Source organism: Kribbella pratensis, from assembly GCF_004365355.1.
Classification (GTDB): domain Bacteria; phylum Actinomycetota; class Actinomycetes; order Propionibacteriales; family Kribbellaceae; genus Kribbella.
Genome location: NZ_SODP01000001.1, coordinates 149511 through 169532, shown reverse-complemented (window position 1 = coordinate 169532; position 20022 = coordinate 149511). Strand labels below are relative to the sequence as shown.

26 protein-coding genes are annotated in these 20022 nt (G+C 67.4%); 10 read left to right on the top strand and 16 right to left on the bottom strand.

From position 1 onward, the window contains the following. Positions 1-13: 13 nt before the first annotated feature. Genes EV653_RS00760 through EV653_RS00750 form a run of 3 tightly spaced genes read right to left on the bottom strand, consistent with a single transcriptional unit; the run spans position 14 to position 1290 of the window. Positions 14-433 carry a globin gene (locus EV653_RS00760; protein WP_134096939.1) on the bottom strand — a complete coding sequence of 140 codons (420 nt, stop codon included), beginning with the start codon at positions 431-433 and terminating at the stop codon, positions 14-16. Between the two features lie 15 nt (positions 434-448). Further along, positions 449-868 (bottom strand): acyl-CoA thioesterase, encoded by a 420-nt coding sequence (locus EV653_RS00755; RefSeq protein WP_134096937.1) that lies wholly within the window; start codon positions 866-868, stop codon positions 449-451. After that, positions 865-1290 (bottom strand): acyl-CoA thioesterase, encoded by a 426-nt coding sequence (locus EV653_RS00750; RefSeq protein WP_238159486.1) that lies wholly within the window; start codon positions 1288-1290, stop codon positions 865-867. The genes EV653_RS00755 and EV653_RS00750 overlap by 4 nt, the downstream gene beginning before the upstream one ends. Before the next feature lie 90 nt (positions 1291-1380). Here EV653_RS00750 and fabG point away from each other — a divergent pair, with 90 nt between their 5' ends. Beyond that, complete coding sequence (gene fabG, locus EV653_RS00745; protein WP_134096935.1) at positions 1381-2133, top strand: 3-oxoacyl-ACP reductase FabG; 753 nt, start codon at positions 1381-1383, stop codon at positions 2131-2133. Between the two features lie 13 nt (positions 2134-2146). Then, positions 2147-2602, top strand: coding sequence for a MaoC family dehydratase (locus EV653_RS00740; RefSeq protein ID WP_134096933.1), 456 nt, complete (start codon positions 2147-2149; stop codon positions 2600-2602). Here EV653_RS00740 and EV653_RS00735 read toward each other — a convergent pair. The 3 genes from EV653_RS00735 to EV653_RS00725 all read right to left on the bottom strand — a co-directional run bounded on the left by EV653_RS00735 (position 2599) and on the right by EV653_RS00725 (position 5281). Further along, entirely contained in the window at positions 2599-3483 is an 885-nt protein-coding gene (locus tag EV653_RS00735; protein WP_134096931.1) for a GNAT family N-acetyltransferase, read from the bottom strand. The two genes, EV653_RS00740 and EV653_RS00735, sit on opposite strands and share 4 nt — an antisense overlap. Positions 3484-3574: 91 nt before the next feature. Continuing rightward, positions 3575-4369, bottom strand: a complete 795-nt coding sequence (locus tag EV653_RS00730) for a retropepsin-like aspartic protease (protein ID WP_134096929.1) — start codon at positions 4367-4369, stop codon at positions 3575-3577. A 3-nt stretch (positions 4370-4372) separates the two neighbouring features. Beyond that, positions 4373-5281, bottom strand: coding sequence for a GNAT family N-acetyltransferase (locus tag EV653_RS00725; RefSeq protein ID WP_238159485.1), 909 nt, complete (start codon positions 5279-5281; stop codon positions 4373-4375). A gap of 247 nt (positions 5282-5528) precedes the next feature. On the opposite strand from EV653_RS00725, the gene EV653_RS00720 reads away from it, so the two are divergent. Continuing rightward, a complete protein-coding gene (locus EV653_RS00720) occupies positions 5529-6059 on the top strand; it encodes a hypothetical protein (protein WP_134096927.1) in 531 nt (176 codons plus the stop codon). Here the strand turns inward: EV653_RS00720 and EV653_RS00715 are convergent. Then, positions 6050-7021: a helix-turn-helix transcriptional regulator gene (locus tag EV653_RS00715; RefSeq protein ID WP_134096925.1), complete on the bottom strand. Its 972-nt coding sequence runs from the start codon at positions 7019-7021 to the stop codon at positions 6050-6052. The genes EV653_RS00720 and EV653_RS00715 overlap by 10 nt on opposite strands. Positions 7022-7074: 53 nt before the next feature. Here EV653_RS00715 and EV653_RS00710 point away from each other — a divergent pair, with 53 nt between their 5' ends. Beyond that, positions 7075-7644, top strand: coding sequence for a TIGR03086 family metal-binding protein (locus EV653_RS00710; protein ID WP_238159484.1), 570 nt, complete (start codon positions 7075-7077; stop codon positions 7642-7644). Here the strand turns inward: EV653_RS00710 and EV653_RS00705 are convergent. Genes EV653_RS00705 through EV653_RS00695 form a run of 3 tightly spaced genes read right to left on the bottom strand, consistent with a single transcriptional unit; the run spans position 7641 to position 10771 of the window. Next, complete coding sequence (locus tag EV653_RS00705) at positions 7641-8393, bottom strand: SDR family oxidoreductase (RefSeq protein ID WP_134096923.1); 753 nt, start codon at positions 8391-8393, stop codon at positions 7641-7643. The two genes, EV653_RS00710 and EV653_RS00705, sit on opposite strands and share 4 nt — an antisense overlap. Beyond that, on the bottom strand, positions 8393-9613 hold the full coding sequence (locus tag EV653_RS00700) for an acetyl-CoA C-acetyltransferase (RefSeq protein WP_134096921.1): 1221 nt from the start codon (positions 9611-9613) through the stop codon (positions 8393-8395). The genes EV653_RS00705 and EV653_RS00700 overlap by 1 nt, the downstream gene beginning before the upstream one ends. Positions 9614-9625: 12 nt before the next feature. Further along, on the bottom strand, positions 9626-10771 hold the full coding sequence (locus EV653_RS00695; protein ID WP_134096919.1) for an acyl-CoA dehydrogenase family protein: 1146 nt from the start codon (positions 10769-10771) through the stop codon (positions 9626-9628). Between the two features lie 73 nt (positions 10772-10844). Between EV653_RS00695 and EV653_RS00690 the strand changes: the two genes are divergently transcribed. Further along, on the top strand, positions 10845-11444 hold the full coding sequence (locus tag EV653_RS00690; RefSeq protein ID WP_202871438.1) for a TetR/AcrR family transcriptional regulator: 600 nt from the start codon (positions 10845-10847) through the stop codon (positions 11442-11444). 44 nt (positions 11445-11488) lie between these two features. Here EV653_RS00690 and EV653_RS00685 read toward each other — a convergent pair whose 3' ends face one another. Further along, positions 11489-12058 (bottom strand): YceI family protein, encoded by a 570-nt coding sequence (locus tag EV653_RS00685; RefSeq protein WP_134096915.1) that lies wholly within the window; start codon positions 12056-12058, stop codon positions 11489-11491. Between the two features lie 143 nt (positions 12059-12201). On the opposite strand from EV653_RS00685, the gene EV653_RS00680 reads away from it, so the two are divergent. Further along, positions 12202-12660 (top strand): MarR family winged helix-turn-helix transcriptional regulator, encoded by a 459-nt coding sequence (locus EV653_RS00680; protein WP_134103731.1) that lies wholly within the window; start codon positions 12202-12204, stop codon positions 12658-12660. 20 nt (positions 12661-12680) lie between these two features. Here EV653_RS00680 and EV653_RS00675 read toward each other — a convergent pair whose 3' ends face one another. Next, positions 12681-14048 (bottom strand): FAD-dependent oxidoreductase, encoded by a 1368-nt coding sequence (locus EV653_RS00675; RefSeq protein WP_134096913.1) that lies wholly within the window; start codon positions 14046-14048, stop codon positions 12681-12683. 85 nt (positions 14049-14133) lie between these two features. Here EV653_RS00675 and EV653_RS00670 point away from each other — a divergent pair, with 85 nt between their 5' ends. Together EV653_RS00670 and EV653_RS00665 are read left to right on the top strand one after the other, a co-directional pair. Next, on the top strand, positions 14134-14574 hold the full coding sequence (locus EV653_RS00670) for a MarR family winged helix-turn-helix transcriptional regulator (RefSeq protein WP_134096910.1): 441 nt from the start codon (positions 14134-14136) through the stop codon (positions 14572-14574). A 41-nt stretch (positions 14575-14615) separates the two neighbouring features. Beyond that, on the top strand, positions 14616-15488 hold the full coding sequence (locus EV653_RS00665) for an aminoglycoside phosphotransferase family protein (RefSeq protein WP_134096908.1): 873 nt from the start codon (positions 14616-14618) through the stop codon (positions 15486-15488). Here EV653_RS00665 and EV653_RS00660 read toward each other — a convergent pair. From EV653_RS00660 to ettA, 4 genes are all read right to left on the bottom strand, one after another. After that, positions 15472-16089 (bottom strand): dihydrofolate reductase family protein, encoded by a 618-nt coding sequence (locus EV653_RS00660; RefSeq protein WP_134096906.1) that lies wholly within the window; start codon positions 16087-16089, stop codon positions 15472-15474. The genes EV653_RS00665 and EV653_RS00660 overlap by 17 nt on opposite strands. After that, the gene (locus EV653_RS00655; protein ID WP_238159483.1) at positions 16086-16559 is read right to left on the bottom strand and encodes an SRPBCC domain-containing protein; all 474 of its coding nucleotides are present in this window, start codon (positions 16557-16559) and stop codon (positions 16086-16088) included. The genes EV653_RS00660 and EV653_RS00655 overlap by 4 nt, the downstream gene beginning before the upstream one ends. Beyond that, a complete protein-coding gene (locus EV653_RS00650) occupies positions 16556-16894 on the bottom strand; it encodes an ArsR/SmtB family transcription factor (RefSeq protein WP_134096904.1) in 339 nt (112 codons plus the stop codon). The genes EV653_RS00655 and EV653_RS00650 overlap by 4 nt, the downstream gene beginning before the upstream one ends. Positions 16895-16999: 105 nt before the next feature. Continuing rightward, positions 17000-18682: an energy-dependent translational throttle protein EttA gene (gene ettA / locus EV653_RS00645; protein ID WP_134096902.1), complete on the bottom strand. Its 1683-nt coding sequence runs from the start codon at positions 18680-18682 to the stop codon at positions 17000-17002. 109 nt (positions 18683-18791) lie between these two features. Here ettA and EV653_RS00640 point away from each other — a divergent pair, with 109 nt between their 5' ends. Then, complete coding sequence (locus EV653_RS00640; RefSeq protein ID WP_166679254.1) at positions 18792-19253, top strand: single-stranded DNA-binding protein; 462 nt, start codon at positions 18792-18794, stop codon at positions 19251-19253. A gap of 81 nt (positions 19254-19334) precedes the next feature. Then, a complete protein-coding gene (locus EV653_RS00635) occupies positions 19335-19952 on the top strand; it encodes an SRPBCC family protein (protein WP_238159482.1) in 618 nt (205 codons plus the stop codon). Positions 19953-20022 lie beyond the last annotated feature (70 nt).

Here is a 20022-nt window from a genome sequence, read left to right as displayed (position 1 = left end):
CCTTCGAAGAGGTTCAGCGGCCGGACACGTCGATCGCGCCCGGGTACTGCGGTTCGTCGGTGTTCACCATGCTCTGCGCGGCCATCACCATGTAGGTCCAGATCTGCTCGTCCTGCTCCGGTGTCAGGGCGAGCTCGTCCAGCGCGGCGCGCATGTGGCCCAGCCACAGGTCCCGAGCGCGTGGAGTGACCGCGAACGGGGCGTGCCGCATCCGCAGCCGGGGGTGCCCGCGCTGCTCGGAGTACGTCTTCGGGCCGCCCCAGTACTGCTCCAGGAACATCCGGAAGCGCACCTCGGCCGGACCGAGGTCCTCCTCCGGGTACAGCGCTCTCAGTTCCGGGTCGGCGGCAACACCGCGGTAGAAGGCTGCCACCAACCGGTGGAAGGTATCCGCCCCACCGACGGCGTCATAGAAGCTCTGCTGCTCACTCATGTCGGATCTAGTCTCTCAAGTGGTCACAACGTGCTCGAGGAGGGCTGCCCGTTCGGCCTCTCCCAGCTGCCGCTTCGCGTGCGTCTCACCGTCCACCACGACCAGTACGGACTCCGCCTTGGCGTACACGTCCTCCGACTCGCCACTGCGGTCCACGATCCGCGACCCGAGCGTGTACGACGTCGTACCGACGGAGGCGACCCACACGTCCACGTCGTACGGCGGGTGCCGCAGGTGGATCGGACGCAGGTAGTCCACTGTCTGGCTGACGAGCACGACCGGGTACTGCGCGAAGTAGTCCCCCGTGGTCCCCATGATCTGTGCGAGGAACGCGATCCGGGCTTCTTGCAGGTAGTCGAAGTACCGCACGTTGTTGACGTGGTCGTACGAGTCGATGTCGGACCAGCGCACCAGGACCTGGTACGTGAAGCTCATGCGCCCACCAGCTTGGTCAAGGCCTCGCGCTCCACCGGCGTGATCCGGCGCAACCGATTGGCGTTGAAGTCGAACGGCACCAGCCGCGTGCGCGCCTCCACATAGGTACGGCGCTCCGGCTCCGCGTCGAGGATCTCGTAGTCCACCGTGAACGAGGCGGCCTTGATCTCACTGATCCACAGCTCGATCCGGACCGGCTCCGGGCGGAACAGCAGCGGCGCCCGGTACTGGACCTCGTGCCGCGCCACCAGCAGCCCGGTCTCGAGGGCGTCGGCGCCGAGCTCCTTGGCCGTGCGGAACAGGAAATCCACGCGGGCGTCCTGGAGATAGTCGACGTACCGGCCGTTGTTGACGTGGCCCAGGGCGTCCATGTCACCCCAGCGCAGCGGACAGTGGTACACGTGCCGGTTGTGATGATCCACACGGCGATCATCGCATCCGGAGTACTTCCCGGGTGACGGAGCGTGGGTAATGTCATCCCCGGCAGACCAGTGGACCGATTGGAGCGGTGAATGACGGAGCGGGTGGCGATCGTGACCGGGGCGGCCCGGGGAATCGGCGCGGCCGTCGCGCAGCGGCTCGCACAGGACGGGAACGCCGTCGCCGTCATCGACCTCGACGAGGGCGCCTGCGACGCGACCGTGAAGGCGATCACCGAGGCGGGCGGCAAGGCGATCGGCGTCGGCGCCGACGTCAGCAAGTCCGACCAGGTCGCCGCCGCGGTCGAGCGGGTGGTGGCCGAGCTCGGCGCGCCGACGATCCTGGTCAACAACGCCGGCGTACTGCGGGACAACCTGCTGTTCAAGATGTCCGAGGACGACTGGGACACGGTCATGTCGGTCCACCTCAAGGGCAGCTTCCTGATGTCCAAGGCGGTCCAGTCGCACATGGTCGACGCCGCGTACGGGCGAATCGTGTTCCTCTCCTCGACCTCCGCGCTGGGCAACCGCGGCCAGGCCAACTACGCCTCCGCGAAGGCCGGTCTGCAGGGCCTGGCCAAGACGCTGGCGATCGAGCTGGGCAAGTTCGGCGTCACCGCGAACGCGATCGCGCCGGGCTTCATCGAGACCGACATGACGGCGGCCACCGCTGTGCGCGTCGGGGTCGACTTCGAGGAGTTCAAGAAGGCGACGGCCGCGACCATCCCGGTGCAGCGGACCGGGAAGCCGGAGGACATCGCCGCCGCGGCCTCGTTCTTCTGCAGCGAGGAGGCCGGTTTCGTCTCCGGCCAGGTGCTGTACGTCGCCGGCGGACCCCGGAACTAGGGAGCGAACGAGCATGCCGCAGACCTTCAACGGTGCCGACGAGGTCGCGCACGCGGTCGGCACCCAGCTCGGCGACACCGAGTGGCTGGAGATCACCCAGGAGCAGGTGAACCAGTTCGCCGAGGCGACCGGTGACCACCAGTGGATCCACGTCGACGTCGAGCGCGCCAAGAAGGGCCCGTACGGCGGGACGATCGCCCACGGCTACCTGACGCTGAGCCTGATCGCCCGCTTCGGCGACGAGCTGTTCAAGGTCGACGGCGTCACCGCCAAGCTCAACTACGGCGTGAACAAGGTCCGCTTCCCCGCCCCGGTCCCGGTCGGCACCCGTGTCCGGGCCGGCGCCTCGATCTCCAACGCGGTCGAAACCCCGGCCGGCGTACAGGTCTCGCTGAACTGGGTCATCGAGCTCGAGAACTCCACCAAGCCCGCCTGCGTGGCCGAAACCGTCGTACTGCTCGTCCCCTAGAGAGGGCAGATCAGGACCGCGTGGGTGGCAATGCGGTCGTAGCCGAGCCAGTCGTTGACCGCGATCATCGGGGTGTTGCCGTCGTAGTTGGCGGTGTAGGCGCCCTCGATACCGGCGTCGGCGGCGCGGTGCAGGGCGGCGCTCTTGACCAGTTTGGCGAGCCCGCGACCGCGGTACTCCGGCATCGTCGACGTCATCCTCGACCACATCTTGGCGCGATCGCCGTGATTGCGGGTGAAGGCGATGACCTGGCCGTCGTAGATGGCGGCGACGCTCACCTCGCGGACCAGGTCCGGTGCGTTCCAGATGTCGGCGAGCCACGCGTCGTACGGGTGCGAGAAGATCTTCGCGTCGCCCGGCTTGGTGCGCTGGGCAACTTCGTCCGCGGCGTGCAGCAGGCGCGGATCGACCTCGGTGAACGGCACCAGGCTCACCTGGCTCGGGACCTCCGGGCTGTCCTGGGCTTTGCGCGGGTCGATGCCGGCGTAATGCACCTGCCGCGTCTGCCGGTAGCCGAACCGAGCTGCCCAGTCGACACTGCGCGGGTCGGCGAACACCCGGGCCGACGTCGCCCCGGCCGAACGCAGGTCCGCGTGCATTGCCTCCAGCAAGCTTGTGCCGATCCCGCGACCGCGGTACTCCGGCCGGACCAGCAGCCGTAGCTCGCCGTCCAGCGGGTCCGAGCCGCCGATCAGCCCGCCCGATGCCCAACCGACCAGTTCACCGTCGTGCACCGCCGCGAACGCGCCTCGCCCTGGAGCGACCGGTGCCGTCAGCCGCCGGATCAGCGAACTCCGGGTGACCACCAGATACGGAACGAGCGCGTCGTGTAATGCGACCGCCGCGTCCACATCTTCTGGTCCAGCCGCCCTGATCTCCATCCCAACTCCTCGGGAACTCCAACGACGAAGTCCCCCGGAAGGTAACGCCCTTTCAGGTGCATACCGGAAATAAACCGATTACAGCTCCGTCTCAGAGGGTTCGCGCCCCGAGCACAAGCCGAGCCCCCGTGATGTCGAAAGTCATCCTGTACCGGTCGAGATACCCGGTACCCACCAGACCGTCATGAATGATGTCCTGGAACATGATCCGCGGCGCTGCCTGCGCGGTCTGTCGCGCAGCAGCCAGATGAACACTCCCGGCGATCGTCGCCCAATGTCGTTGCCATCTGTAACCGGTCTCGTCGGTCCCGGTCCGCATGGTCACGTCAGGATCCGTCAGATCGATGCCGCAGTCCGCTGCGAAGCGGGTGTCCAGGATCAGGCTGTCCGATCCCGTGTCCACCTCCACAGTGATCTCCCGTCCGCTCGGCAGCACGAGCTGCGTGAATGGGTCAGCCGACACCGACTCACGCCGTACGTCCAACGGAATCTCGGGGCCATCGGCAAGGAAGTAGTCCCGCGGCTGAACTGTCAGCGTCCTGGCGTCGGGATCCGTCGTGACGGTGTGATTCTCGAAGAAGGTCGGCCCGAGGATCCCTGCGAAGTCATCACCCAGATCGGCGACGCCGGCGATATGCCCCTCGACCACATAGTCACCGAGCGCGATCCGCGGCACCCGGACCAACGGCACCTCGATCGCCTGGCCGGACATCCGCCGCCCGGTGAACGTCTCACCTGTCGTTGCCGCGTCGAGGCGATCGGCGACCGCCGACGAGACCACCGTGGTCCCGATGCCGGTGTCGACGAGGAAGCGATACGTCGCAGAGCCGATCGTCACCGGTACCTGGACCAGATGTTGCACGCGATCGAACGCGATCGTCGTCACCGCTCAGTTGTCCAGGGTGCGCAGGAGGCCGAGTTCGGTCTGGACGCGGCGGTAGCCGAGCCAGTTGTTGATGGCAAGCATCGGGCCGTTCTCGTCATCGTTCGACGTGTACGCCGACGTGATCCCGGCCGCGGCCGCCCGGCGCAGCGCGACGGACTTCACCAGCTTCGCCAACCCCCGGCCGCGGTACGCCGGAATCGTGCCGGTCATGCCCGACCACATCCGATCGCCGTCGGTCTCGACCAGGGTGAACGACGCCATCTCGTCACCGGCCATCGCCGCGACGCTGAGCGACTTGTCCAGCGACGGGCTGTTCCAGATCTCCTCGACCCACCGGTCGTACTCCATCGAATCCATCGGCGAATCACCCGGCTCGTCCAGCGACGCGATCGTGTCGCCGGTGTACGCCGCGCGCGGATCCACCTCGCCGAACGCGACCACCTCGATGCCGTCCGGCGTCGCGGGCTGCTCCGGCAGCGACGTCAGCTCGACGCCGGCGAAGTGCATCTGCCGGGCGCCGTCGTACCCGCGGTTGCGGGCGAACTCCAAGCCGTCAGGGTGGACGAAGGTCCGCACCCGGATCGCGCCGACCTCGGTCAGGTGCTGATGCAACCGCTCGGCCAACTGACTGCCGATGCCCTGCTTGCGATGAGCGGGATGCACGAAGACCATCACTTCGCTCTGGCCCGGCTCACTCGTCCAGACGGTCAGGCCGGCCGATCCCCACGCAACGATCTCGCCCTCGTATTCCGCGACCAGCGGCAGGAAGCGCTGCCCCGCCGACGGGACGTCGATCATGTGCCGGATCGCCGCCGGTGACATCGCCTTGTACGGGTACACCGCTCGCCGTACCGCCGCCACTGCTTCGGCGTCGTCACCGACCGCCTGCCGGATCACCACCCGCGTCGTCATGACCCGGACCCTAGCCAGCACGCCGCACCCACGCCATGCATTAACAACCAGCAACGCGATCGCAACAGCGGCGAGAGTCTCGTGATTCGGCTGTGTGGCGGAGTCGTACTAAAGTGACGCGGTGCTGTCGGACTGATCGCCCCGACCGCCGGAAGTGCCATCGTGGTTGCACGCGACGGGGTCACCGGCGGCGGGGCGTCCGCATTCACGCTTGACCCCGTTCGGATGTCAGGCGTAAACAACAATCATGCAGATTACCGACGGCCCCTCGGCTGCCCGGACCTTCGCCGAACTGATGGTCTCCGAGGCCCCCCGCCCGGAGTACGCCGAAGCCTTCGAGCCGTTCGCGTCGCTGATCGGCAGCTGGGATCTCGACGTCGCCTGGTACGACGAGACCGGTGCCGTCACGCGGCAGACAAGGGGTGAATGGCATTTCGCCTGGGTGCTCGACGGACGCGCCGTCGCGGACATCTGGATCACCCCGAGCCGGGCGGCCCGCGCCACCGACGGCGACGGCGAGTGGGGCCTGTCGATGCGCATCTTCGATCCCGAACTGCAGGCGTTCCGCTCGACCTGGATGGGACCGAAGGCAGCCTTCGTGATGCCGTTCATCGCGCGCGCGACCGCGGACACGATCACGCTCGAGTCGCAGAGCGCGAAGACCCGTTGGGAGTTCACCGGCATCACCGAGACCGGCTTCCACTGGCGCAACGAGGATGAAGATGCCGACGGCAACATCATCTTGCGGCAGACCTTCGTCGCAACCCGTCAGCGGTAGGTCGCGACCGCAGCCTCGGCCAACTCCAGCATCCGCGCCCTGATGTCGGCCGGTTCGAGCACCTCGACATCACCCGCGAACCCGAGCAACACCCCGCACGCCGCCTCCCGCACCCGGAAGTGCATCCGCAGATGCGGCCACTCGTCGTCGCTCGGTACGTCGCGCGCGACTTCGCCCTTGGCCAGCATCGGCGTCGCGATCCGCCGCACCATCTCGACGCGCTCCCGACGTACGCGGACCAGTACGTCGACCCCGAGCGGCATCTGTCGCTCGAGCGCCGACCGCAGCCGCTCCCACTCCGCACGCACGTCGAGCCCGTCGGGCCGATCCGCCAACTCCTCGAGGATGTCCGCTTGCTCCACGCGCGACACCCGGTACATGCGCGCCGCGCCCCGATGCGCCGCCACGAGGTACCAGCGTCCGGCCTGTTCCACCAACCCCCACGGATCGACAGTACGGCGCTGCACGCCTTCGCTGGCCGATGCGTAACGCAGGCGGACCCGTCGGCGCTTGACCACCGCCTGTCGCAGTACTGGCAGCGCACCGGTGTCCTCGGCCTCCGCGAACCACCGTCGCCGATCGACCACGATCGCACCCGACAACGCGTCAGCGTCCCCCTGCAGCTCGACGGGCAATGTCGCGGACAACTTCCCCATCGCCGAGTGCAGCGCGTCCTGCAGCCCGAGCTCCTCGGACAACGCAGCGCGCCCCGACCAGGCGAACAGCGCCTGCGCCTCCCTCGGCGTCAGCTCACTGACGTCGGCGCGGTACCCCGGCAGCAGCACACAGCCCCCATTACGCCCGCGCTCGCTATAGACCGGTACGCCGGCCGCCGACAACGCCTCCATGTCCCGCAGGACGGTCCGCGTCGACACCTCCAGCCGCTCGGCGAGGTCGCGCGCACTCAGCCGCTCATGCCGCTGCAGCAACAGGATGATCTGCAACAACCGGTCCGCTCGCATAATCTCAGAATATGCGACAGAAGATGTCATATATACCCCGCGAAGCTGTTGCCATGAACAACTTCGAAGACGCGCGACCGATGTTCGTCCGTTCCGTCGACCAGGCCCAGCAACTGATGGAGTCGGTCCAGCCCGAGGAGCTCGGCCTGCCCACTCCGTGCACGGAGTACGACGTCCGCACGCTGCTCGGCCACCTGCTCACGGTGATCGGCCGGATCGACCTCGCGCTGTCGGGCGAGGACATCTTCAGCATCCCGACGGTGACCGAGACCGAGGACGTCGCCGCCGTCTGGAAGGAACGCCGGACCGCCCTGGAAGCGACACTCGCCGAAGACGGCGTGCTGGAGCGGGTCTGCCGCGTTCCCTGGGGCACGGTGTCCGGCGCCGTGGCCCTGAACTCCTATGCCCGCGAGCTCGCCACCCACTCGTGGGATCTCGCGAAGGCCACCGGCCGGCTGGACGTGCTCGACGACCGGATCGCGACGTACCTGCTCCCCATGACCAAGCAGTACCTTCCCGCCGAGCCACGCGGCGGCCAGATCCCGTTCGACGCGGTGGTGCCTGTCGCCGACGACGCGGCGCCGTACGACCGGCTGGTGGCCTGGCAGGGCCGTCAGCCCTAGGCGATCCCGCCGTTCAACGTCAGCCCGCCGTCGATCGTGATGGTCTGGCCAGTGATCCACGACGCCTCGTCGGACAGCAGGAACCACACCAGCGAGGCGACGTCCTCCGGCCGGCCCAGCCGGCCCAGCGGGTACGTCGACGCGACCTTCTCCTCACGTCCTTCGTAGAGGGCTCCGGCGAACTTTGTCTTGACCACAGCCGGAGCCACCGCGTTGACCCGGATCTCCGGAGCCAGCTCGACGGCCAACTCCTGTGTGATCCGGGACAGCATCGCCTTGGTCGCGCCGTACCACCCGATGCCCGGCGACGGACCCAGCCCGGCCACCGACGACAGGTTGACCACGGCCCCACCGTGCGCGCGCATCCACGCGTCCCGGCAGGCCTTCACCCACGAGATCGCAGCCAGCACGTTGGTGTCGACCATCTTGGCCGCCACTCCTTGGTCGACGTCGAGCAGCTTCCCGTAGATCGGGTTGATGCCGGCGTTGTTCACCAGCAGATCCACCGACCCGTACGTCGCCACCGCCGCCGCAACCACCGCGCCGCGATGCGCTGGATCGGCTGCGTTACCGGCGATCGCCAGCGCATGCTGACGACCGCCCAGCAACTTCACGGCCTCGTCGAGCGTCTCCTGGGTGCGGCCTGTGATGACCACCCGCGCACCGTCTGCCACCAGCCGCTGGGCGACCGCCAGCCCGATCCCTCGCGAGGCTCCGGTGACGATCGCCGTACGGTTCTCCAGCGTCATCAGCTGAGACGCTCGAGCACGACCGCCATACCCTGACCGCCGCCGACGCACATGGTCTCGAGGCCGAACTGCTTGTCCTCGAACTGCAGGCCGTTCACCAGCGTGGTCATGATCCGCGCACCGGTCGAGCCGAACGGGTGGCCGAGCGCGATCGCGCCGCCGTGCACGTTCAGCTTGTCCTCGTCGATGCCGAGCTCGCGCGCCGAACCGATCACCTGGACCGCGAACGCCTCGTTGATCTCGACCAGGTCGATGTCGTTGATGCTCATGCCGGCCCGGGCCAGCGCCTGCTTCGACGCCTCGACCGGACCGAGGCCCATAATCTCCGGCGACAGACCGCTCACACCGGTGGACACGATCCGCGCGAGCGGCGTCAGGCCGAGCTCGCGAGCCTTGGTGTCGCTCATGATCACCACGGCTGCCGCACCGTCGTTCAGTGGGCAGCAGTTGCCGGCCGTGACAGTGCCGTCGGGGCGGAAGACCGGCTTCAGGCCACTGACACCTTCAAGCGTGGTGCCCGCCCGAGGGCCGTCGTCCTTGCTCACGACAGTGCCGTCCGGCAGTGTCACCGGGACGATCTCCCGCTCGAAGAACCCGTTGCCGATCGCCTTCTCGGCAAGGTTCTGCGACCGTACGCCGAACAGGTCCTGGTCCGCCCGGGTGATCCCCCGCGACGTGGCGACGTTCTCCGCGGTCTGGCCCATCGCGATGTAGATGTCCGGGATCTGCCCGTCCGCGCGGGGATCGTGCCAGGTGTCGTTGGTCTCGGCGTACTTCTCGGTCCGCGCGACCGCGTCGGCGAAGACCGGGTTGAACGAGCTCGGATCGCCGACCCCGGCCGAGCCGAAGTTCTTGTACCGCGACACACACTCGACGCCGGCGCTGACGAAGATGTCGCCCTCACCGGACTTGATCGCGTGGAAGGCCATCCGCGCGGTCTGCGTCGACGACGCGCAGAACCGGTTCACGGTGGTCGCCGGCGTGTTGTCCCAGCCGAGCTGCACCGCGACCCGGCGGGCCATGTTGCCGCCGTGCTCGTCGTGCGGCTCCGCGCAGCCGAGCGCGAGATCCTCGATCTGGTCCCCGGTCAGCCCGACCTTGTCGACCGCCGCCTTGATCATCTGGACGGCGAGGTCGTCCGGCCGGATCGTGGTCAGCGATCCCTTGAACGCGCGGCCGATCGGCGAGCGCGCGGTGGAGACGATGACTGCTTCAGGCATCTCTTATCCCTTTCAGAGGCCCAGATCGCGGCCGATGAGTTCCTTCATGATCTCGTTCGAGCCGGCCCAGATCTTCGTCACCCGGGCGTCGCGCCAGGCACGGGCCACCCGATACTCGTTCATGTAGCCGTACCCGCCGTGCAACTGCACGCACGCATCCAGTACTTCGTTCTGCACCTGCGCACTCCACCACTTGGCCTTCGCGGCATCGACCGCGGACAGCCGGTCCTCGTCGTGCGCGACGACGCCGTTGTCGACGTACGCCTGCGTGACCTCGACCTTGGTGACGAGCTCGGCGATCAGGAACTTGTTGTACTGGAACGAGCCGACGGACTGGCCGAAGGCCTTGCGCTGCTTCACGTACTCGATCGTCTCGTCGAGGATCTGGGTCGCGTGCGCGATGTTCGACACCGCGGCGCCGATCCGCTCCTGGGCCAGCCGCTCCATCATGTGGATGAAGCCGCGGTCGAGCTCGCCGAGCACGTTGTCGTCGGCGACGAACAGGTCCTCGAAGAACAGTTCCGACGTACCCGACTCGGTCTGGCCGACCTTGTCGAGCTTCCGGCCGCGGGCGAAGCCCTCCATACCCTCCTCGACCACGAACAGCGTGATGCCCTTCGCGCCCTTCTCCGGGTTGGTGCGGGCCGCGACGATCACCAGGTCGGCCATGTCGCCGTTGGTGATGAAGGTCTTCGAGCCGTTCAGCACCCAGCCGCCGTCGGCCTTCTTCGCGGTCGTCTTCAGCGCGGCGAGGTCGGAGCCACCCGACGGCTCGGTCATCCCGATCGCGGCGACGTACTCACCTGAGCAGAACTTGGGCAGCCAGCGCTGCTTCTGCTCCTCGGTGCCGAGGTCGACGAAGTACGGCGCGGCGCAGTCGTAGTGGATGCCGAAGCAGCTCGACAGCGATGCGGAGACCTTCGAGACCTCTTCGGCGAAGACCTGGTTGAAGCGGTAGTCGCCGACGCTCGAACCGCCGTACTCCTCCGGCACGTCCAGTCCGAGGAAGCCCTGCTTGCCGGCCTCCAGCCAGGCGGCCCGATCGATCGTCTTCTCTTCGAGGAACTGCTCCATCCGCGGTACCAGCGAGCGGTCGCAGTACTCCTTCGCACTCGCTCGGAATGCATGGTGGTCCTCGTTGAAGATGACGCGCTGCATCGGGCCTCCCCAAGGTGTGAGATGCATGGCTAAGCGCTTGCTTAGCTTCACGCGTCTGGTGCAAGGTGTCAACGTGTCCGCAGTCACGACTCCCCTGGTCTGGGAGCATGTCCAGCCGGCCGCCGCGCGCCGGCTGCTGACCGGCGCCGTCGATGCGTTCGCCGAGCGCGGTTACCAGGCCACGACGACCCGCGACATCGCGTCCCGCGCTGGGATGAGTCCGGCCGCGCTCTACGTGCACTACCCGTCCAAGGAGCGCCTGCTCTTCGAGATCAGCCTCTACGGCCACAACGCAGCGCTCGAGGTACTGCGCTCCGCCGACGTCGGCTCGACGCCCGCCGTCCGGCTGCGCTCCCTGGTCGCGGCGTTCACCGCCTGGCACGCCGAGCACCACACGATCGCCCGCGTGGTCCAATACGAGTTGGCCGCCCTGACGCCGGAGCACCTCGCCGAGGTGGCCGTCATCCGGCGGGCCATCTCCACCCAGATCGAGCAGGTGCTGGCGGACGGCGTACGCGACGGATCCTTCGCGGTTTCCGACCTTCCAGGCACGACACTCGCCGTACTGTCGCTGTCCATCGACGTCGCCCGGTGGTACACCCCGCACCGCGGCGACCCCGCGGCGTTGGGCAAGCTGTACGCCGACCTCGCCCACCGGATGGTCCAGACATAGCAAAGACCCCGCACCACCGGTGCGGGGTCTTTCGCGTCAGCAGATCAGGCCTGCAGCGCTGCCTGGACGTCGAGGTGGATGTCCACCTTGTCGCCGATCAGGAGCTTGCCACCCTCGAGCGGGACGTTGAAGTCGATGCCCCACTCCTTGCGGCTGATCGAGGTCGAGGCCTCGAAGCCGATGATGGTCTGGCCGTAGGCGTTCTGGTCGACGCCGAGGAACTCGACGCCGAGCTCGACCGGCTTGGTCACGTTCTTGATGGTCAGCTCGCCGGCGAGGACGTAGTCGTCACCCTCGGGCTTGATCGCGGTGCTGACGAAGGTCATCTTCGGGCTGTTCTCGGCGTCGAAGAAGTCGCCGGACTTCAGGTGCCCGTCGCGCTGCGCGTTCCGGGTGTGCACGGAACCGAGCTCGATGGAGACGTTGGTGCCGGACTCCTCGATGGTGTCCTTCACGGTGATCTCGCCGCTGAACTCCTGGAAGGTGCCGCGGACCTTGGTCATCAGGTGCCGGACGGTGAAGCCGATCTCGGTGTGCGCGGTGTCGATCGCGTACGTGCCGGCGACCAGACCGGGGATGGTGCTGGTCAGGGTGCCGGTGGTGGTGTCGCTCATGGGGTCCTCTCGGGAAGGTGTACGTACTGGTCGGGGGCGACGCAGCCGGGTCTATAGTTAAAACTTCAACCGATGACTACGACAGTAGGCAGTAACGGTTTAAAAGTCAACTACATTCCCGGTACACTGTTCCCGTGACGACGATGGAGACTGGGACTCGGTGGCTCAGCCCCGAGCAGCAGGTGGCGTGGCGTGCGTACCTGCTGGGCACCGCACGCCTGATGGCCAAGCTGGATGACGACCTGCGCCGGTTCGGCATCGGCATCAACGACTACGAGATCCTGGTCCGGCTCTCCGAGTCCCCCGACCGGCGGCTCCGGATGGCGGATCTGGCCGACCGGCTGCACCAGAGCCGGTCGCGCCTGACCCATACTGTCGGTCGCCTGGAGGCCGCCGACCTGGTCCGCCGTACGTCGTGCACGAGCGACAAGCGCGGCGTCTGGGCCGAGCTGACCGACGCCGGGTTCTCCCTGCTCGAGCAGGCCGCGCCGTACCACGTCGAGGGCGTCCGGGAGAACCTGGTCGACCTCGCCAGCTCGGAGGACTTCGCTGCCGTCGGCCGCGTGTTCGACGCTGTGTCGGAGCACGTCGGCCAGCGCTGACCAGCCTTGGCCCGCACCGATCAGCGGGCCGCCGGGCGGGGTGTGATCTCCAGGGTCAGCTCGGCCCGGTCGGCGCCGCGGTAGGCCAGCATCGAGTCGCGCATCCGCCGCTTGACCGGCGGTAGGTGGTTGACCGTGCGCATCGCCGTACGCATGCCGGCCAGCGCCACGCGCCCGACGACCGGCTTGTGCACCGGATCGGTCGACGTCATCTGCGCCCGCGACTTGATCACGGCATCGAAGCCGTACTCGATCATCTTCGCCTCGTACTCGTTGACGGCCGGGATCAGCTCCCGGCGACCATCGCGTACGTCGATCAGCGCGCGGCACAGGTTCACGGCGTCGCGGAGCGCGGTGTTAGCGCCGACCCCGCGGCCCGGGGTCATGGTGTGAATCGCATCACCCAGCAGCGTGACATTCGTGGTCTTCCACGGGTCGAGCGGGACCGAGGTCCAGATATTCACCGGGAAGCACGTTCCGGGATCGGTCAGCTCGAACAGCCGGCGCAGGTTCGGATGCCACCCCGGGGTGACGTCGAGGGCGACCTTGATGAGCTCGCGGCCCCTCAGCTCCATGATGTTCGCCGGCAGCTTGTCCCTGGTCGCGGACAGGCCCCAGTTGATGTAGTCACGGGTGTTGTCGAACTGCAGGCCGGGCCAGCGGCGGATGAGCTCCTCGGTGTTGCCGCCGATCCCGCTCTTGACGTGACCGTCGCGGTCCCACTGGAACTCCATCACATGCAGGATGCAGGCGAAGCCACGCGGCGCGGTGACGATCGAGATGCCCTCGAAGACCTTCGGCGGCACCAGCTTGGCGCTCTCCGCGGTGATCGGCAACTTGCCCGCGATCGCGACGATCCCGGTCTCCTCGGTCTTCGCCTGCGGCAGGTACTGACGCCTGACCCGCGATCCTGATCCGTCCGCGGCGACGAGCAGGTCGCCGGTGGCGCTCGTACCGTCCGCGAAGTACGCCGTGACTTGCTCGCCGTGCTGCTCGAACCGGGTGAACTCCTTGCCGAACTCGACGATGTCGTCCAGCCCGGTCAGCAGCACCTGCCGCAGCGTCATCCGGCTGATCGACTTCTCGCTCTCGACCGGGTCCGTCGACGCCGGGATCTCCATCGACAGGACCTCCTTGAGGTCCTCGGTGAGCATGTTGAAGTACTTCGGGTCGCGCGCCTTCGTGGCCACGAACGTGTCGTACAGGTCCTTCGGCAGCAGCGCATGCAGCGCGCGACTGCCGTCCGGGTCGATCCCGACCCGGTAACCGTGCAGGCCGTCGGTCCGGACCGCGTCCCGCTCGAACACGGTCACGCCGATGCCGGCCCGCTTCAGGCCGTGCGCCAGAGCCAGGCCGCCGGTCCCGCCGCCGATCACCAGTACCTTCATTGGTTCCCTCGCTTCTTCAAGTATCTCGGTAATCCGAGTATCTTGGAGATCCGAGAGAAACGCAAGCCCTATGCTGAGGCGGACCATGACCAGTACTCGTGAAGAGCTCACCGGCGAGATCCAGGGGCGCCTGATCCGATTCATCGCCGAAGCGGTGCTCTACAACCACGCCGTGTCGGCCAAGGTCGGACTCGGCGCCAGCGACTCGCAGTTCATGACGCTGCTGCAGACGTACGGCCCACTGACGCCACGGCAGCTCGCCGAGCGCACCGGTCTGACCTCCGGCACGGTCACCGGCGTCATCGACCGGCTCGAGTCGCACGGCTTCGTCACCCGGCAGCCCGATCCCGGCGATCGCCGCAAGGTGGTCGTCACCCCGTCGTTCGAGGCGATCCAGGAGAAGCTCGTCCCGCTGTACGCCGACCAGGGCGAGCGGATGCGCGGCATCCTCGCGACGCGGAGTGTCGAGGAGCTCCGGACGATCTCCGAGTTCCTCGCCGACTCGGTCGCTGAAGCCGGCGGCTAAAGCGTTTGAGCCTGGAGGACGGCTCCGGAAGCCTTCTCGGTGTGACGGACTCTCCTGAAGACGGCCGCGCCGGCATCGACGCAGACCTGGTACGGCGACTTGTCGCGACGCAGTTCCCGCAATGGGCCGACCTGCCGGTGACGCCGGTCAAGGTCGACGGCTGGGACAACCGCACGTACCGGCTGGGCACCGATCTGACCGCGCGCCTTCCAACGGCTGCTGCCTATGTGCCGGCCGTGGACAAGGAACACCAGTGGTTGCCGGTGCTCGCGCCGTACCTGCCAGTCGAGATCCCGACCGCCATCGCCAAAGGCGCGCCGGGCGAGGGATATCCGCATCCGTGGGCGATCCGGCGGTGGATCGACGGCCGGACCGCATCGACCGAGACCGTGACAGACCTGCCCGCCTTCGCCGAGGCGATCGCGGACTTCATCCACGCACTGCAGAGCATCGACGCCACGGGCGGACCACTCGCCGGCAAGCACAGCTTCTATCGCGGTGCGCCGCTGCAGCACTACCACGAGGAGACGGTCGAGGCCCTCGCCGAATTGAAGGACCACATCGACGCGGATCTCACGAGCGAGGTCTGGGACGCCGCCCTGGCGTCGACCTGGGACCGGCCGCCCGTGTGGTTCCACGGCGATATCGCGCACGGAAACCTGTTGGTGCAGGAGGGCCGGCTGACGGCTGTCATCGACTTCGGTACGTCGGGCGTCGGCGATCCGGCCTGCGATCTGGTGATCGCGTACACCTTCTTCTCCGGCTCATCGCGCGACGCCTTCCGCTCCGCGGTCGCCCAGGACGCTGGAATGTGGGCGCGAACCCGCGGCTGGGCGCTGTGGAAGGCGCTCATCACCGCGGACTTCCCGGTCATCCAGACCGTCCTGGACGACCACGTCACACAAACGCGCTGACGCCTTCGTAATCCCCCACCGCAGCAACGCCGGCAGTCTCGTACTCCAACAGCATCAGGCCACTCGGCGTTGCCTCATACTTCGCCAACTTCAGCCCCGCAGTCTCAGCCGATTGCTCGAACAGCCGCCTGCCGGCCCCGATGACTGTTGGCGCAACCACCAATCGCACCACATCCACCAGCCCGGCCCGCACCAGCGCGCTACCCAACCGAGCACTCCCATGGATCTGCAGCTCGCGACCCTCTCGCGCCTTCAGCTCTTCAACGCCGTCGAGCTGCAGGACGGTGGTCGGCTGCCAACCACCTTCGCTGATCGTTTGGCTCACGACGTACTTCGGCAGTGAGTTCATCCGATCCGCGAACGGATCGTCGGGGTCGGTGATCCGCGGCCAGTCCCGCGCGAACGCGTCGTACGTCCGCCGTCCCAGCAACAACCCATCAGCAAGGTCGAGCCACTCGGAAGTACGACGTACGAACGTCTCGTCGATGAATGGCACCAGCCACCCGCCACGGGTGAACCCGTCGCTCGTGTCTTCGCTCGGAGACCCAGGCCCTTGGCTGACGCCGTCCAGCGTCACGAACTCCATCAGTACGAGCCTCATCGCATGCCCTCCACGACCGCAGCGAGCTGCTTCGTGACGGTTCCCCAGCCGTCCGCGAACCCTAGCTCCTCATGCCGCGCCCGAGCAGCGGACGTCCCGTGCCGCACGATGATCCGGTAGTCCGTGCCCTCCGGATGCTCCGCGAGCATCACCTCGGCCGTCATCAGAAACGGCTCAGGGCTGGCAGGACGCCAGCTGCTGTCGATCGCATTGGTGAACACCAGTCGCTCGATCTCCTCGACCACGAGGAAGCTCGCATCCAGATGCGGCACGAACTGCGTCCCGTCCTCGCTCAGCTGGGTGACCATCGCCCCGCCGGGACGAACCTCGAGCCTGTCGACCCGGCACACCGCGGGCGCCGGCACCCACCACTGCGCGAACTTCGCCGGATCGGTCCAGGCCTTCCAGACGGTCGCCCGCGGCGCTCGGATCACGCGCTCGACGGTCAGATCAAGCTCGGGATCAATCATGACTCTTCCTCCTGGGATTCCGTGACGAGGCGTTCCAGCCGGTCCGTGCGGTCCGTCCAGATCCGGCGCTGCTCGGCGAGCCAGTCGTCGACGAGCGCGAGTCGCTCGCGGTTCAGCACACAGGTCCGCACCCGGCCGACCTTGACCGTGCGGATCAGCCCGTTCGACTCGAGCGTCCGGACGTGCTTCATGAACGAGGGCAGGGTGATCGGGAAGTCGGCCGCGAGCTCACCCACGCTGGTCGGCCCGCGCCCGAGTCGCCGGATCACACTGCGCCGGGTCGGATCAGCGAGCGCGACGAACACGCCGTCCACGTCAGCCGAATACTGTGCCATGAGGCTGAGTATTGCGGTGAGCTAATACTTAGCGCAAGGGCTAACTGTCAGAAAGCACGGAGGACCCCGCCTCCGATCCGGAAGCGGGGCCCTTCGACGGCTTGCTCAGTCGCGAGTGAGCTTGCGGTGGGTGACCCGGTGCGGACGGGCCGCCTCCGGGCCGAGCCGCTCGACCTTGTTCGCCTCGTACGACGCGAAGTTGCCCTCGAACCAGAACCACTTCGCCGGGTCCTCGTCGGTGCCTTCCCAGGCGAGAATGTGGGTTGCCACGCGGTCCAGGAACCACCGGTCGTGGGACACGACCACCGCACAGCCCGGGAACTCCAGCAGCGCATCCTCGAGCGACTGCAGGGTCTCGACGTCCAGGTCGTTGGTCGGCTCGTCGAGCAGCAGCAGGTTGCCGCCCATCTTCAGCGTCAGCGCGAGGTTCAGCCGGTTCCGCTCACCCCCGGACAGTACGCCGGTTGGCTTCTGCTGGTCGGGACCCTTGAAGCCGAACGACGCGACGTACGCGCGGCTCGGCATCTCGAAGTTCGCGACCTTGATGAAGTCGAGCTCGTCGGAGACCTGCTGCCAGACCGTCTTCTTCGGGTCCAGGCCGCCGCGCGACTGGTCGACGTACGAGATCTTGACCGTCTCGCCGAGCTTCAGGCTGCCCGCGTCCGGCTGCTCCTCGCCGACGATCATCCGGAACAGCGTCGACTTGCCGACGCCGTTCGGACCGACGATGCCGACGATGCCGGCCCGCGGCAGCGAGAAGCTCAGGCCCTCGATCAGCTTGCGGTCGCCGAAGCCCTTCTCCAGCTTGCTGACCTCGAGCACCGTGCTGCCCAGGCGCGGACCCGGCGGGATGTTGATCTCGTCGATATCCAGCTTCTTGGCGCGCTCGGCCTCGGCGGCCAGCTCTTCGTAGCGCTGCAGGCGTGCCTTGCTCTTGGACTGCCGGCCCTTCGCGTTCGACCGGACCCACTCGAGCTCGCGCTCGAGGATCTTCTGCCGCTTGGCGTCCTTCTGACCTTCGACGACCAGACGCGCCTGCTTGGTCTCCAGGTACTTCGAGTAGTTGCCCTCGTAGCCGTACGTCCGGCCGCGGTCGAGCTCGAGAATCCACTCGGCGACGTTGTCCAGGAAGTACCGGTCGTGGGTGATCGCCATGACGGCGCCCGGGTACTTCTGCAGGTGCTGCTCCAGCCACTGCACCGACTCGGCGTCAAGGTGGTTGGTGGGCTCGTCCAGCAGCAGGAGATCGGGCTGCTGCAGCAGGAGCTTGCACAGCGCGACCCGGCGGCGCTCACCACCGGAGAGCTTGTCGACGATCGCGTCCGGCGGCGGGCACCGCAGCGCGTCCATCGCCTGCTCCAACTGGGCGTCGATGTCCCAGGCGTTGCGGTGGTCGAGCTCGGTCTGCAGGTCGCCCATCTCGGCGAGCAGCGTGTCGTAGTCGGCGTCCGGGTCGGCCAGCTCGGCGGAGATCTCGTTGAAGCGATCGAGCTTCTGCTTGGTGTCGCCGACCCCTTCCTGCACGTTCTCCAGCACGGTCTTGCCCTCGGTCAGCGGCGGCTCCTGCAGCAGGATCCCGACCGTCGCCCCCTCCGCCAGCCGCGCCTCGCCGTTGGAGGGCTGGTCGAGCCCCGCCATGATCTTGAACAGCGAGGACTTACCGGTGCCGTTGGGCCCGACCACGCCGATCTTCGCGCCGGTGAGGAAGTTCAGGGTGACGTTGTCGAGAACGACCTTGTCACCGTGCGCCTTCCGGACGTTGCGAAGTGTGTAGATGAATTCCGCCATACCTAGAGCCTATGTGCTTTCTCCACAGCCGCGAATTCGGGCGTCCGATCGGGGCGCGACGAGTGCATCTTCTCCGTCGACAGGACATCCGCACGGAAGGCAGAACCCGATGAGCGTCAACGAAATCCACCTGACCGTGGTCGGCCGGATCGGCAGCGAACCCGACTTCAAGGAGATAGGCCAGGTCCCCCACCTCTCGTTCCGGCTCGCCTCCACCCCCAGGCAGTTCGACAAGGTCCTCGGCAGGTTCGTCGAGAAGACCACCTCGTGGCTTCAGGTGGAGTGCTGGCGCTACCTCGCCCAGAACGCGTTCGACTCGACGCGCATCGGTCAGCCGGTCATCGTCTCCGGCAAGCTCCGGACCCACGAGTGGACCGACGACAAGGGCGAGCAGCGGAGCCGCCTCGTCCTGGAAGCGTTCACGATCGGGCATGACCTCAACCGAGGCACGGCGACGTTCTCCAAGTCCGCTCCGCGAGGTGAGCACGCCGTTGCTGAGGTGACCGCCACACCGTTCCCTGCCGACGAGTACCCCGTCGCACCACTCCCCCTGTCGGCGGAGGCGGCATGATTATCTCAGTCTTGACTTATATAAGCACCGCCCGGCATTCTGAGGTCTACCCCAGCAGCCGAGCAGGAGAGGGAACTACCTGTGATCGACATCCTCGAGCACATCAACGCGGTCCAACGCGAGGTCAGCCGCACCGGCGAGACCGTGACGGTGCTGATGCGCCGCTCGTACAAGGCCGAGCCGGCGGAGGTGTGGGACGCCCTCACGGATCCCGACCGGATGAAGCGCTGGTTCATGCCCGTCTCCGGCACCCTCGAGGTCGGCGGCTCCTTCCAGCTGGAGGGCAACGCCGGCGGCGAGATCCTGGAATGCGAGCCGCCCAAGCGGTTCAAGGTCACCTTTGGCGGCCCCAACAGCCTTCTCGAGCTGCGTTTGCTCCCCGGAGCGGACGCCTCCACCGAGCTGGAGCTCGAGCACTCGATGAGCGAGGCTCCGGCGCCCGGCGGCGCGGGGGCGCTCTGGGTCGGCCCGGGCTGGGACGGCGGCCTGCTCGGCCTCGCGCTCTACGTCACCGGCGAGCTCCCCGCGGACGCCGACCCGACCGAGATGGCCAACTCCGCCGAGGTGATCAGCTACAACGAGCAGTCGGTCCGAGCCTGGATCGAAGCCATCCGCGCCTCAGGAACGACGACGGAGGAAGACCTGAACTCCGCGGCCAAGATCTCGATGTCTCAGTACGCCCCCGACGCCGAGCTCTGACCTCTGCTGTCCGCCGGGGCGCGCGCCAACTCGTGCGCGTGCTCCGGCGGCAGCTCGGTTACCAGACCGG

What these genes read in the sequence shown, in the direction of transcription:
- EV653_RS00700 (WP_134096921.1), bottom strand. Translation starts at nt 9,613, where the DNA reads ATGCCTGAAGCAGTCATCGTCTCCACCGCGCGCTCGCCGATCGGCCGC.
- EV653_RS00720 (WP_134096927.1), top strand. Translation starts at nt 5,529, where the DNA reads ATGCAGATTACCGACGGCCCCTCGGCTGCCCGGACCTTCGCCGAACTG.
- EV653_RS00715 (WP_134096925.1), bottom strand. Translation starts at nt 7,021, where the DNA reads ATGCGAGCGGACCGGTTGTTGCAGATCATCCTGTTGCTGCAGCGGCAT.
- EV653_RS00680 (WP_134103731.1), top strand. Translation starts at nt 12,202, where the DNA reads ATGGAGACTGGGACTCGGTGGCTCAGCCCCGAGCAGCAGGTGGCGTGG.
- EV653_RS00675 (WP_134096913.1), bottom strand. Translation starts at nt 14,048, where the DNA reads ATGAAGGTACTGGTGATCGGCGGCGGGACCGGCGGCCTGGCTCTGGCG.
- EV653_RS00760 (WP_134096939.1), bottom strand. Translation starts at nt 433, where the DNA reads ATGAGTGAGCAGCAGAGCTTCTATGACGCCGTCGGTGGGGCGGATACC.
- ettA (WP_134096902.1), bottom strand. Translation starts at nt 18,682, where the DNA reads ATGGCGGAATTCATCTACACACTTCGCAACGTCCGGAAGGCGCACGGT.
- fabG (WP_134096935.1), top strand. Translation starts at nt 1,381, where the DNA reads ATGACGGAGCGGGTGGCGATCGTGACCGGGGCGGCCCGGGGAATCGGC.
- EV653_RS00725 (WP_238159485.1), bottom strand. Translation starts at nt 5,281, where the DNA reads ATGACGACGCGGGTGGTGATCCGGCAGGCGGTCGGTGACGACGCCGAA.
- EV653_RS00755 (WP_134096937.1), bottom strand. Translation starts at nt 868, where the DNA reads ATGAGCTTCACGTACCAGGTCCTGGTGCGCTGGTCCGACATCGACTCG.
- EV653_RS00735 (WP_134096931.1), bottom strand. Translation starts at nt 3,483, where the DNA reads ATGGAGATCAGGGCGGCTGGACCAGAAGATGTGGACGCGGCGGTCGCA.
- EV653_RS00655 (WP_238159483.1), bottom strand. Translation starts at nt 16,559, where the DNA reads ATGATTGATCCCGAGCTTGATCTGACCGTCGAGCGCGTGATCCGAGCG.
- EV653_RS00650 (WP_134096904.1), bottom strand. Translation starts at nt 16,894, where the DNA reads ATGGCACAGTATTCGGCTGACGTGGACGGCGTGTTCGTCGCGCTCGCT.
- EV653_RS00740 (WP_134096933.1), top strand. Translation starts at nt 2,147, where the DNA reads ATGCCGCAGACCTTCAACGGTGCCGACGAGGTCGCGCACGCGGTCGGC.
- EV653_RS00685 (WP_134096915.1), bottom strand. Translation starts at nt 12,058, where the DNA reads ATGAGCGACACCACCACCGGCACCCTGACCAGCACCATCCCCGGTCTG.
- EV653_RS00660 (WP_134096906.1), bottom strand. Translation starts at nt 16,089, where the DNA reads ATGAGGCTCGTACTGATGGAGTTCGTGACGCTGGACGGCGTCAGCCAA.
- EV653_RS00670 (WP_134096910.1), top strand. Translation starts at nt 14,134, where the DNA reads ATGACCAGTACTCGTGAAGAGCTCACCGGCGAGATCCAGGGGCGCCTG.
- EV653_RS00705 (WP_134096923.1), bottom strand. Translation starts at nt 8,393, where the DNA reads ATGACGCTGGAGAACCGTACGGCGATCGTCACCGGAGCCTCGCGAGGG.
- EV653_RS00640 (WP_166679254.1), top strand. Translation starts at nt 18,792, where the DNA reads ATGAGCGTCAACGAAATCCACCTGACCGTGGTCGGCCGGATCGGCAGC.
- EV653_RS00695 (WP_134096919.1), bottom strand. Translation starts at nt 10,771, where the DNA reads ATGCAGCGCGTCATCTTCAACGAGGACCACCATGCATTCCGAGCGAGT.
- EV653_RS00710 (WP_238159484.1), top strand. Translation starts at nt 7,075, where the DNA reads ATGAACAACTTCGAAGACGCGCGACCGATGTTCGTCCGTTCCGTCGAC.